The organism is Nocardioides sp. CPCC 206348, from assembly GCF_048654705.1.
In the GTDB taxonomy this organism is placed as follows: Bacteria; Actinomycetota; Actinomycetes; order Propionibacteriales; family Nocardioidaceae; genus Nocardioides.
This window is the reverse complement of the sequence record NZ_JBMCZA010000107.1, coordinates 99,991-111,716: the sequence shown is the minus strand read 5'-3', so window position 1 is coordinate 111,716 and position 11,726 is coordinate 99,991. Positions and strand designations below refer to the sequence as shown.

14 protein-coding genes are annotated in these 11,726 nt (G+C 68.6%); 12 read left to right on the top strand and 2 right to left on the bottom strand.

Annotation, left to right across the window (positions count from 1 at the left end; translation table 11 throughout):
• From ACOADB_RS05975 to ACOADB_RS05950, 6 genes are all read left to right on the top strand, one after another.
• The coding region (locus ACOADB_RS05975) for a pilus assembly protein (RefSeq protein WP_378597032.1) at positions 1-339 on the top strand (339 nt) is incomplete at its 5' end.
• Complete coding sequence (locus tag ACOADB_RS05970; protein ID WP_378597031.1) at positions 336-3,587, top strand: LysM peptidoglycan-binding domain-containing protein; 3,252 nt, start codon at positions 336-338, stop codon at positions 3,585-3,587. The genes ACOADB_RS05975 and ACOADB_RS05970, both read left to right, overlap by 4 nt.
• 221 nt (positions 3,588-3,808) lie before the next feature.
• Complete coding sequence (locus ACOADB_RS05965; RefSeq protein ID WP_378597030.1) at positions 3,809-4,387, top strand: hypothetical protein; 579 nt, start codon at positions 3,809-3,811, stop codon at positions 4,385-4,387.
• Entirely contained in the window at positions 4,381-5,313 is a 933-nt protein-coding gene (locus ACOADB_RS05960) for a hypothetical protein (RefSeq protein WP_378597028.1), read from the top strand. The genes ACOADB_RS05965 and ACOADB_RS05960 overlap by 7 nt, the downstream gene beginning before the upstream one ends.
• A gap of 184 nt (positions 5,314-5,497) precedes the next feature.
• On the top strand, positions 5,498-5,812 hold the full coding sequence (locus ACOADB_RS05955; protein WP_378597027.1) for a hypothetical protein: 315 nt from the start codon (positions 5,498-5,500) through the stop codon (positions 5,810-5,812).
• A 70-nt stretch (positions 5,813-5,882) separates the two neighbouring features.
• Positions 5,883-6,683 carry a hypothetical protein gene (locus ACOADB_RS05950; RefSeq protein ID WP_378597026.1) on the top strand — a complete coding sequence of 267 codons (801 nt, stop codon included), beginning with the start codon at positions 5,883-5,885 and terminating at the stop codon, positions 6,681-6,683.
• Positions 6,684-6,698: 15 nt separating this feature from the next.
• On the opposite strand, the gene ACOADB_RS05945 is transcribed toward ACOADB_RS05950, so the two are convergent.
• Positions 6,699-7,142, bottom strand: coding sequence for a DUF7255 family protein (locus tag ACOADB_RS05945; RefSeq protein WP_378597025.1), 444 nt, complete (start codon positions 7,140-7,142; stop codon positions 6,699-6,701).
• A 472-nt stretch (positions 7,143-7,614) separates the two neighbouring features.
• On the opposite strand from ACOADB_RS05945, the gene ACOADB_RS05940 reads away from it, so the two are divergent.
• On the top strand, positions 7,615-8,151 hold the full coding sequence (locus ACOADB_RS05940; protein ID WP_378597024.1) for a hypothetical protein: 537 nt from the start codon (positions 7,615-7,617) through the stop codon (positions 8,149-8,151).
• A 22-nt stretch (positions 8,152-8,173) separates the two neighbouring features.
• Here the strand turns inward: ACOADB_RS05940 and ACOADB_RS05935 are convergent, their stop codons facing one another.
• A complete protein-coding gene (locus tag ACOADB_RS05935) occupies positions 8,174-8,686 on the bottom strand; it encodes a hypothetical protein (protein WP_378597023.1) in 513 nt (170 codons plus the stop codon).
• A 206-nt stretch (positions 8,687-8,892) separates the two neighbouring features.
• Here ACOADB_RS05935 and ACOADB_RS05930 point away from each other — a divergent pair, with 206 nt between their 5' ends.
• The 5 genes from ACOADB_RS05930 to ACOADB_RS05910 form a co-directional block, all read left to right on the top strand.
• Complete coding sequence (locus tag ACOADB_RS05930) at positions 8,893-9,021, top strand: hypothetical protein (RefSeq protein ID WP_378597022.1); 129 nt, start codon at positions 8,893-8,895, stop codon at positions 9,019-9,021.
• A 404-nt stretch (positions 9,022-9,425) separates the two neighbouring features.
• Entirely contained in the window at positions 9,426-10,385 is a 960-nt protein-coding gene (locus ACOADB_RS05925) for a hypothetical protein (protein WP_378597021.1), read from the top strand.
• 49 nt (positions 10,386-10,434) lie between these two features.
• The gene (locus ACOADB_RS05920) at positions 10,435-10,650 is read left to right on the top strand and encodes a hypothetical protein (protein ID WP_378597020.1); all 216 of its coding nucleotides are present in this window, start codon (positions 10,435-10,437) and stop codon (positions 10,648-10,650) included.
• Complete coding sequence (locus ACOADB_RS05915; RefSeq protein WP_378597019.1) at positions 10,647-11,492, top strand: hypothetical protein; 846 nt, start codon at positions 10,647-10,649, stop codon at positions 11,490-11,492. The genes ACOADB_RS05920 and ACOADB_RS05915 overlap by 4 nt, the downstream gene beginning before the upstream one ends.
• Positions 11,493-11,522: 30 nt before the next feature.
• Positions 11,523-11,726, top strand: a 204-nt coding sequence (locus ACOADB_RS05910; protein ID WP_378597018.1) for a hypothetical protein, incomplete at its 3' end; no start/stop codon positions are given.

Genomic DNA, 11,726 nt, shown 5'->3' with positions numbered 1-11,726 from the left:
GCCGTCGACCTCGGCGGCAAGGTCCACACCCAGCAGCACGCCCGCAGTGTGGCCGCCCAGGCGGCCCGCACCGGCGCCCAGGAAGTCCAGGGCTCCGCAGCGGTGCGCGGGGAGGACCTCCGGGTCGACATCTTCGCCGCGAAGTCAGCTGCCCAGGACTACCTCCGCGCAGCCGGCATGGAGGGCACCGTCTCCGTCATCGGCGGCGACACCCTGGTGGTCCGCACTACCGACACCTACGACAGCAAGTTCCTCGGGATCATCGGTCTGAACTCGATGCCCGTGACCGGGGAGGCATCCGCGCGGCTCATTCGCGCCGAAGGAGGCATCGAGCGATGAACACCCCCACGCTTCGCCAGCGACTCACCGGGCTCCTCGCCACGGTGGCCGTGCTCGGCATCGTGATCGGCCTGCCCGTCGCGTTCCTCGCGATCGGCGCCAACCCGATCCCCGACCAGCCGCCCACCCTCGACGGGATCAAGGACGCGCTCCTGGCCCCCGACGACGGCACGCTCGTCCTGGGGCTGTTCAAGGTCGTCGGCTGGCTCGGCTGGGCCTTCATGGCGCTGAGCCTCGCCCTGGAGGCCGTCGCCCGGCTCCGCAGGGTCGAGGCACCCAAGCTCCCCGGCCTGCGCCTCCCGCAGGCCGGCGCCCGAGGCCTCATCGGGCTGGCGGCCCTCCTCTTCGTTGCCGCACCCCTCACCGTGCACGCCACCACAGCGGCAGCAGACGCCGCGCCCGCGCATGCCACCGTTGGGCACCACGCCGCCGGCCTCACCGACCACGCCGCCCCGACCAAGCACACAGCTACGGACGTCACGAGGCAGGACACCAAGCGGCAGAAGACGATCAGTCACACCGTCAAGCCGGGGGAGAGCCTGTGGGCCATCGCCGACCAGAACCTCGGCGACGGGTCGCGCTACAAGGAGATCGTCGAGCTCAACCACGACCTGCTCGGAGCCCGCCCGAGCTTCCTCGAGCCCGGCTGGGTCCTCGAGCTCCCCGCGCCGGCCGGAGCCGACACCCAGGCCCACCCGTACACCGTGAAGCCCACCGACACCCTCACCGACATCGCCCAAGAGCAGCTCGGCGACGCCGACCGCTACATGGAGATCTACGACGCATCCACCGCCCTCACCCAGCCTGGCGGCGTCCACCTCACCGACCCAGACGTCATCGACGTCGGCTGGACCCTCAACATCCCCGGTACCGAGGCAGAGCCCACCGGGCAGCGCGACACGCAACTGCCGCGCGAGGACAAGCCCGACAAGCCCGCGGACCCGAAGGACGAGCAGCAGCCGGCCGAGCCGCCGGCCGAGAACGAGACGCCGGTCATCCCGGAGACCGAAGCACCGGAGACCGCTGCGCCCGAGGTCCAGCAGCCGCAGGCCGAAGAACCCACGGCGCCCGCGGCCGACGTCAACCAGGCCGACGAAGCCGACGACTCCATCCTCGACGCCCCGTGGATCCTCGCCGGTCTCACCGGCGGCGGAGTCCTCCTCTCCGGCGCACTACTCATGGCCCTCAAGACGCGTCGACGTGGCGGCTTCCGCAACCGCCCGCCGGGCCGCGCGATCGCCGTCCCGCCACAGGAACTCGCCCCGGTCGAGATGACCCTCAACGCCACCGGCGCCGCGGCCGCCGCCACCGTGGAGTTCACCCACGAGGCCCTCCGTCGCCTCGCTGCAGCAATTGGAGCCGTCGGTGGGACGATGCCGCCCCTGGCCGCCGTGGAGCTCGGCCACGGCGAGCTGACCCTGCACCTCAGCGCACCAGCCGAACTCCCCGCACCCTGGGCCGGCAGCCCCGACCAGACCCACTGGCACGTCGGCACCGACGTCGAGGCCAAGGACCTCGGCCCTGACCCCGGGTACGTCGAGCCGCCGTACCCGCTCCTGGTGACCATCGGCGACAGCGACACCGGCGAGACCTGGCTCCTCAACTGCGAGGAGCTCTCCACCCTCACCATCAGCGGCGACCCCACCTACGGCCGCGACTTCGCCCGCCACCTCGCCGCCCAGCTGGCCGTCAACCCGTGGTCACGTCGAGTGCAGCTCGACTGCATCGGTGTCGCTGATGAAACCGTCGCCATGGACGAGCGGATCACCTACCACCCCACAGGAGCGGCCGGAGCGCCTGCGACCGCGGAGATCCTCGCGGCCGCCGTCAGCACCGTCGACCGGGCCACACGACACGACACCGACGTCACAACCGCCCGCACCGGCAGCGTCGACGACGACGTCTGGCCGGCACGGATGCTCCTGCTCGACGCCGCGGCCGGCGACCCGGCCGAGCTAGAGCAGCTCCTGCAGCTGGTCAACGACCACGTCGGTCAGTCCGCAACCTCCATCGTCGTCGCCGGCGAACGCCCCAACACCCCGGGCGCTGTCCTACACATGACGAACACCGGCCGCGTCGTTCTCGAGCACGCCGGCCTCAACCTCATCGCCGTCGGCCTCACCAGTGACGAGGCCCGCGGCTGCGCCTTGGTCTACGCACAGAGCGACACGCTCGAGGACGTTCCGGTTCCCGTCGACGAGACCGTCACCGAAGGCTGGGGGGCCTACACGGACCGCTCAGGCGCACTGCGTCGCGAGCACACCCTGCCCCGCAACGCCCCCGAGGACGCCGTCGACGAACCGCTCACGTCCCTCCTCGAGGGCAACGACGAGGACTACATCCGCGAGAGCGCGATCGTGCAGGAGGACCTCAATGCGCTGGCTCCGAAGGTGCCTGCGCACGTCCGCACAAAAGTTGAGGGCTCCGACCCGGCTCTCGACCAGGACATCGCCGATTGGTTGTCGCCCGACTGCGACCGCCCCCGCCTCAGCCTGCTGGGGCAGGTGGCCGTGCGTGCCCACGGCCAGGCGCTGGACAGGCGCAAGCCCTACTTCACCGAACTCCTGGCGTTCCTCGCGCTGCGCCGCCAGCACGGCGCCACCAGGGAGGCGATCAGTGCTGCGTTCGGCATCTCGGCCGGCAAGGCACGCGACTACACCAACACCGTCCGCGACTGGCTCGGCACCAACCCACGTACAGGCGAGCCCCACCTGCCCCACGCCGACCAGGCCCCGGCCACCAAGGTCAACGGGGTCAACGTCTACCAGGTCGACGACGGCCTCCTCATCGACCTCGACCTCCTCCTGCGACTTCGTGCCCGTGGGCAGGCCCGCGGCGGCGCCGAGGGACGCGCCGACCTGAGCACAGCCCTCGAGCTCGTTACCGGCCCCCCGTTCAGCAACAAGCGCGACGACGGATGGTCCTGGCTCGCCGACGGTGAGCGGTTCGACCTCATGACACCCGGCTGGATCTCCGACGTCGCACTGATCGTCGTCACCGAGGCCCTCGCCACCGGGGACCTGATCAAGGCCCGCTCGGCTGCCTACGTTGCCAACAAGGCCGACCCCGACGGCGAGAGCACACGGTTGTGCCTGGCCCAAGTCACCAAGGCCGAGGGCGACCAGCTCGAGGCCGAGCGGATCCTGCGCGAAGAGGTCTGCAACCGCTCCGACGACGGCGAGGCGCCCATGGAACTGTCGGAACGTACAAAGACCATCATCAGTACACACGGCTGGCTCGCGAGCTGATCTCGGGAAGGGAGCACCAGACCAATGACCACGTTTAACCAGGAGCTCACAGGCCGTTACGTCAGCGCCGGCGCAGACAGGCCATCCCTCGATGTCCAACGCGCCGGCCTCGGCAGTCTCGCCGAGCTCGTCGACGCCGCCGAAGAGCACCTCGAGCGCATCAGCCACGACGTCAGCCAGAGATCAGTCGTAACGCCGCCCACCAGCAGAGGAGACACCGCATGAGGAAGCCCAACTCCGTACTCGGGGGAGTGGCCCTCGCCCTGGCCCTGACACTGACGGCCTGCTCGGACGACGGGACCGACCCCGACGCCCAGGACACCCCCACCGCGACGCCGTCGACGACCGCTCCCACGTCCGCTACTCCGACGCCGCAGACGCCGGAGGACCTCGCTGTGGTTGCGCTGATGAGCTACTTCACGATCACCGAGAAGGCCGAGAAGAGCGGCAAGCTCAAGGACCTGGTGAAGCTCTCGGAGGTCGCCACGGGTGATGCGTACTTCAACGAGCGCACCAAGGTCATGGACTACAACGCCAACGGGGTGAGGCTCCGCGGGACAGTTCAGCACGAGCTCGGCGACGTGGTCACCGTGGAAAGCGGAACCTTCGTGATTTCGGACTGCGAAGACCGCGCGAAGTCCAAGGTCGTCGTCCTCGCCTCGGGCAACAAAGTGCCGTTCACGGACCCCGACGGCAACCCGATGCCCGACAGGGTGAAGGTCGACTACACCGTCGTGAAGCGAGCTAAGGGCGAGTGGGTGGTCGAGGAGGCCGACGTCCGTTGGAGGGAACAGTGCTGACCGGGACCGTTCGCCTGCTGGCTGCGGGGCTGATGTTCGCCCTGGCGGCCGTCGCCGCGCCCGCGATCGCCGAAGGAGAGAACTGCCACTACGAGCTCGTCTGTGACGACCAAGGAAACTGCGAACAGAAGCTCGTCTGTGAGGACACCGACCCTGGTGACCCAGGCGACCCCGGCGACCCCGGCGACCCTGGGACACCTGTGTGCATGTTCAACGGAAAGGATGTCCCGTGCACAACGCAGTACAACGGGCTGACCTGGTGGTACAGCGGCGGCTGCTACTTCCACCGAGCTGACCCATGGCCGCCGGAGGTCTTCGAGGACAAGAAGCCCGAGGGTGCGGTCTATCACTACTACTGCCTGCCAGGTGCCCCCGGTGGCTGGGAGTACACGTGGCTGCCCGCCGACCCACCCGGGTACGGTGGCCCAGGGGTCAACCCGCGGGACCTGGCCGAGCAGGCGATCGCCAACATGAACCTCGAGCCGATCACCATCGGCATCGTGCCGAAGCCGGGGCCGAACTCGCTCGGCATCGTCGGGATGCCCACGTGGATGTGGGTCGACAACCCCGCTGGGAACACCTTCGGCCCGATCTCTGAGTCCGTGAGTGCCGGCGGCATCACCGTGACCGCGACAGGTCAGGTCCAGCAGATCGAGTGGAGCATGGGCGACGGCACCGCGCCGGTGGTCTGCACGACCGCGGGCACCGCGTACGCCGATCACTACGGCAAGCAGGACTCGCCCACGTGCGGCCACCGCTACGAGAAGACGAGCTGGGACCAGCCCGACCACACCTTCACGGTGACGGCCAGTTCCTACTGGGTCGTCACCTGGTCCGGCGGAGGCCAGTCCGGAACCATCAGTCTCGATCCTCTCGAGCAGTCCGTCGACCTCCGGATAGGCGAGGCCCAGGTGCTCACGCAGTGAAGAGCGCACGCGCCGAGGCAACGCTGGGACGACTCCTCGGCCGTGAACAGTGGTACGAGCGGGTTGGCTCGATGCCGACCAGCAACAGGCACGGCCTGGCAGTGATGGCTGCCGTCTCTGGCGTCGCCTCCGACGGCGGAAGCGGAGCGACCGCCGCGCGAGCAACGTCCCGTAGCCTGACATCGTGCAGATGGGGTCCCTGTTCACTCCCGAGCCCGAGCAGTGGGGCCTCCGCGTTGATCCCTACCACTGGCGGGCACTTCGAGAGGCGTTCGACGAGACGTCGGTCCCATCCACGGACGAAGGTGTCGACAACCTGCTCGTCGACCGCATCAAGGACCTGACGGGTGTCGACCTCCGCCAGGAACTGCAGGAGGCCCTGTATCGCGAGGAGTTCGCGTACGGAGGAATGTCGAGCGGGCAGATTCATGTTCCGACCTGGAGGGATCGATTCGTCCCTCTACTGATCGCCAGAGCGGCGGGTAGCCGCAGTGACTGAGCCACGGGCTCAGCCGGTCAGCGTCGATCTGCCGGCAACGAGGAGGCGGATCACGAGACTGCACAGGTACGTGGAGAGCAATCTCCTGTCGGAAGGTCAGTTCATCTGTTCGCACTTCCAGCAGTGCCGCAAAACGCGGCGCCAGGGCGATGCTTTCCGGGAGGGCATCATGAGTCACGTCGGCCGGCGGTTCGATCTGACTCTTGGCGGGGAGCCGCTGCGCATTGTGGTGGTGGGCCAAGAGTCCGGGCTCGCCAAAGGTCCTTCGGCTGCCATCTTCGGCCGCAAGGTCGACATGGAAACGCGGTACCGGCAGACGTTGAACGGGTCGGGGTTGGAGCGCCGCTATTACGCGCAGGACGGATACCCGGGACGCAATCCCCATATGCGAGGCACGACGACGGCGCTGAGGCTGCTCCTGGGAACCGGTCTCGGTACTGACTCTGAGGGTGAGTTCGTGCGCCCCATCAAGGGGCAACCCTTCCACCTCTTCGACGGCTTTGCCCTGGTGAACCGGCTGCTCTGCTCTGCTGGGCCACCCGGCGGTAGCCAGGGGCGCCCAACGAGCATCATGGCTCGGAACTGCGGCATCCACTTCGCCGCCACACTGTCGATCCTCGAACCAACGATCGTGATCTTGCAGGGCGCCAAGGTCGCCAAGTGGGCGGCCGGTGTTCTTGCTCCGGCGCGACTACAGACGGAATACCTGTATGAGGCCGTCCACGATGGTCGCCGCGTCGTCGTCTGCAGCTTCTCCCACCCTTCCGCTCACGGCTCCGTCAGATGGGGAGATCGACCGGATGCTCCGTACGTCGCGAAGGTGGTCGCCCCAACGTTGCAGGCCGCGCTCCAGCTGAGTGGGAACTCCTGACAAGCAGCAACTGGGTCATAGGCCTACGGCGGCTCGGAGCCGGTCGCGCACCGCGGCGTACGCGGCAGCGCCGTCTCGATCGGGCGCAGGGACCCGGATGAGGGGCGGGTGCCCCATCAGTGGTGTCACGAGATCGCGGAGTGCGTCGTTGAAGGCACGCTGACGCTGGCGGCCGTCCGGGCCGAACCCGATGGCGGGCTTGCTGGCCCGATAGCGATCTGCCTTGTGGGCCCGCGTCTCGCACAAACGCTTGTACCCATCGAGGTCGAATCCGAGAGGCACGTCGTTCGGGTAGAGGCTGAGGGTCACCAGACGATGCGAGGTGAAGTGTTGCTCCTCATCTGTCTCGATGAAGACCCCGCTCTCGACGTGCAGAAAATCGCCTGGAAGGACCGTCGCTTTCTTCGCGGCCTGTTCCGGCTCGATGCCACCGAGGGTCTTGAAGATCTCGTCGAGCACAGGCAGCACTGGAGCGGCTTGTTCAGGCAGGCCCAGGTGCCCGCGCTGGTTGATCCACGGAACTCGGGCGCGCACAAGGACGATCCCATCCGCCGCGGCCGCCGCATGGAAGGCGTTCTCACAGTCACCTCTAGCCATGGTCAGCAGTCTCCTACGTTGAGCCAGATCAGCAGGCGATGATCAACAAGTACCGCCGCTGGCACCCGCCGCAGTACCGATCATCGGAGCCGCTGGCGCAGCGTCGAACGCCAGCGACAGACCGATCCAAGCGGCGATCACGGCCCGCGAATTACTACCGATCGAGTATTCGTTGAACAACGATCGATTGCCCGGCTGTCCGCGCTGAACACGGCGCAGGTGCGCCTTCGGGCGACCATCGTGCAATGTTCATTGTGCCGAGAGGGTCTGTCGCGGCGCTTGAGGCAGAGTCGCCTGGCAACACCGCGACGGTGGGCGGTGGCACGCTGGAGTCATGGACGAGACGGATCTGGCCGAGCTCGCAGTACTGCTGCGCGAGCGCAACCTCGTCGACGAACGCATCGGCCGACTGATCAATCGGCCGATGACCGCTGGTCACGCTGGGGAGTGGATCGCGTCGCGCATCTTCGACATCGCGCTCGAGCCGAGCGCGGTCGCCAAGGCCATCGACGGACGGTTCCGTTCGGGACCGCTGACGGGGAAGAGCGTGAACGTCAAGTGGTACCTCAAGCGTGAGGGCATCCTGGACATGACCGAGGCGGCGGAGCTCGACTACTACCTGGTCCTGACCGGCCCGAAGGCGACCGCGAAGGATGTGCGGACCACTAGGGCCTGGAGGATCGATGCCGTCTACCTGTTCGACTCCCAGCGGCTACTGGCCGAGCAGCACGCCCGTGCAGTAAAGGTCGGAGTCGCATCCGGTGTCCGCGTGGCGCAGTGGCTGGCGGCGGAGATCTACCCGGCCGCAACGAATCCTGCTCTACCCCTGACCGGGGATCAGCGTCGTCAGTTGGCTCTGTTCGGCGGGTGATACCCGCGGCGGCACGCCCGCCCTAGCGGTGGTCGTCTGGTGACATGAACGTGGAGATGTCGGAGCTGGGCACGCACGGCTTCTCCAGTCGGGCGGCGAGTTCCTCCTCGGTCAGCTCCCGAGAGGCCGGCGCTACGTAGTCCGGGTCGTCCCATCCACAGCGGATGCAGGCACCGGCGACCATTCGGTAAGAGCCACAGCTCTCGCACCGGCTCCTCGCGCCGGTCGCCGCCCGCAGGCATATGGCGGTGATCATCGATAGGAAGTGGCTGACCACCGCGACTCCGATGTGTGCGTCGTAGGCGATCGCGTTCTTGGCGTGGGTCAGCCAGTTGACGTAGTCCCACGTCTCACGTGTCAGCTTGGTGCTGTACGAGCGCAGCTGCTTGCTGGAAGGACCCTCGGCTTGATCAGCGATCAGCAGGTTGGTCCAGCCCACGACGTCAGCTGCCTTGGGGGCGTCGCCGCCCTCGGGTATGAGCGCATCGTCGGCCACTTCGTCGGCGTAGGTGACCATCGCCTCGCGCAGTCTCACCCCGACCGCCTGGAAGTCCTCGGCCTCGCGGGCGCCGTCGAGGGACTGACCCGACCGCCTGCTCCCAGAGGCGCCACGCTCGCGGGAGTAGTCCCGCGGCCTCCTCGGTGATCGGGACTTCCTCCCGGCTGGCTATGCGCACCATGAGCCCGACGTGAAAGGTGAGCGCGACGTCGCGGCTGGTGAAGTCTTCCTGCGAGTAGTAGTTGAGCGAGTTGCTGATCGCCCACCAGCGGCTGCCCCTGCAGTGCACGTCCCAGATGTCGTGCAGCACCGAGCCGACCCGCTCGACGGCGACCTTCTCCAAGTGCACCACTGTGTCGTCGGCCATCTGAGCCGCAAAGTAATCGAGGACCTGCTCTCGCTCGAGGTCGGGGGCCTTCACCGTCGGCCCCCCTGATCATCGGCAATCACCTCGCCAGTCTGACAGGGCACTCCGTCACCCGACCGGTCCGCTGGCGTCAACGACCGCTGGCCTGAATGGCTACCGGGCCGGTGTTGAAAAGTAGGTCCGGGCCGGTTGGAAAAGTTCGCTGCGTCTGACAACAGCAAATAGGACCCCGCAAGGGGTCCGCCAGAAACTTTCTCAACTTTCGGGGGGACGCCCTCTGACCTGCGCAAACGCGCGCTCCCCTCCGCGTCCCCCCTCGAAATCGGGCCTTGGGGGGGACGGATGCGGGGACACGTGCTCGCGACCTTTCTTGCCGTAGCTCAACCACGGACGAGAGGAGCGAGGGCGATGAGTGTGGGCGACCAGCTCGGTCTCGACGACAACAGCGAACTGCTTGACCAGGCCCGCAGCAAGTGGCCGGACTGGGTGGCGGCGGACTCCCGGCTCGACGTCGTCGCGGAGTTCGACCACCTCCGCGCATGGCTGCCCTCGGTGGACCGAGACGCATCGGACGAGGTCCTCCTGGCGCTGGCGATGCTGGCTGCCCCGGACGGCGGCGACGACATCGCGGCGGCCGCAGCGCTCGCCAAGTGCCTGCTCCCGGGAGCCTGCCGGCTCGCCGGCTGGTTGAGCACGCTGCCCCCGAGGGAGGTCTTCCGCGACAGCCAACCGGTCGTGGCCGGTACCTGGTCCGCGGTCGCGCGGATCGACGAACTCGTGGCATCTCAGCTGTGGATCGAAGTCCGCACCTTCCCCTGGCGCCGGCTGCGCAAGGTCGCCGCGAACATCTTGATGAACACCCGGGTCGGCGTACTGCGGGAGGTCGGCGACTTCTTCTACGTCTCCCGCGCCGACCGGACCTGGGCCAACACCACCCTCGTCGAGTCCTTCTCCTCCGGCGACCTGGTCGACGTTGCTGGCGGGGGAGCGTGGAGTGCCGGCGCGATGCCGACCGAGCGGGTTGCTGGCGCGTTGTTCCACCGCCCCGAGATCCTGGCCGACAAGTCCGGCCCCGACCACGAGGAGCCGTCGGCCGCCGAGGAGCTGCTGGAGCTGCTCGCGTGGGCGTGCGAGCGCAGCGTCATCAGCGACGCCGATCGTTACCTGCTGCTGTGCCTGGTCGAGGAGGCCGACCGGGTCGAGACCCGCAACCTGACCCGCGGCTACGGCGGCCTGATCGGCAACGAGCTCTCATGCAGGGTCGCGCCTCGCGTCGGGGTCTCCGAGGCCACCGTCCGTCGCCATGCCTCGCGCAGCATGCGTGCGCTCGCCGAGGCCGCCCCGAGGAAGTTCGGCCATGACAGTTGATCGCTCCCGGCGCCCCACGAGACATAGGCAACTGGAGGTGGTGAAGCCCATGGCAAACACCCAGGACGGGCCCCGGACGCCGCAGGAGATCGCCGAGCTGTTCACGATCGCGGGCCGCGAGACCTCGGCGATCCAGCAGCTCACCGGATGCGTCGAGCAGCTGCACGAGGTCCAGGCCGCCAAGCGGGAACTGGCCAGCCTCACCCCGGCCGAGGTCCGGGCCGCCCTGGAGTTCCGCCGCGCCGGTCTCGGGGAGGCCCAGTGAGCATCCAGGCCACTACCCGGCCGGTCGCCGTCGACGACCTCAAGCGCGCCTGGCACGCCGTGAACGCCGGCGACTTCCGCACCGGCGCCGGCACCGGAGCAGGCCCGCGCGGCCGCGGACCCACCGGTGAGACCGCATGGTCCCCGGCGACCGGCGAGCACACCATCGCGGTGCTCGGATGCGCCGGCTCGGTCGGCTCGAGCACCATCGCCCTGGCCGCCGGCCTCGCCGCCGCTGCGCCGGTCCGCGTCGTGGAGTGCTGCTCGGTGACCGCGTCCGGACTCGCCGCGGCGAGCACCGCCGAGCTCGGGCTGCACCCGGCCGACTGGCGCCAGGGCAAGCGCGACCACGTCCTGATCGAGCGCGCCAGCGAGGTGCTGGTCGGCGTCGACGAAGTGCCCCTGCCGACCGAGGCGGAGCACGAGACCCAGCTGACGATCCTCGACGTCGGCTGGGAGGCCGGCCAGTTGCTGGCCACCGACTGCTGGCTCGCCACGGCGGTCCGTGCCGCGGACCAGGTCGTCCTGGTCACCACGGCGACCATCCCCGGGATGCGTCGCCTCGGGGTCGCCATCGACCTGCTGTCCAACCACTGGCAGCCCGAGCAGATCGCCCTCGCGGTCCGCGGCCCCCGCCGCAAGAAGTGGCCCCGCGGCCTCGAGCACGCCGGCGGACCGGCCGTGCGCCGCGCCCTGGACGCGGACCGGTGCGTGGCGATCCCCGAGGACCGCGAGCTCGCGGTAAACGGCCTGGACTCCCGCCCCGTTCCCGCCCCCCTGATCTCGGCAGCACGCGAGCTGCTCGAGCCCGCCCACCTCCTCGTCGACGACACGACCGCCTGACCTCAGGCCAACCAGAAAGGAAGTCCACCCATGGACGTCATGACCGCAACCTCTGTGCTGGCCGCGCAGGTCTGCCCGAAGGCACCCCCGGGCGCCGTCGGACCTACCAACGAGATCACCGGCTACGTGCTGTGGGGCGTCATCGTGCTCTTCGGCCTCGGCATCGTTATCGCCATCGGCGCGATCATCGCCGGCCGCGTGTTCTCCCTGCCCCATGCCTCCAAGGTGGGGGTC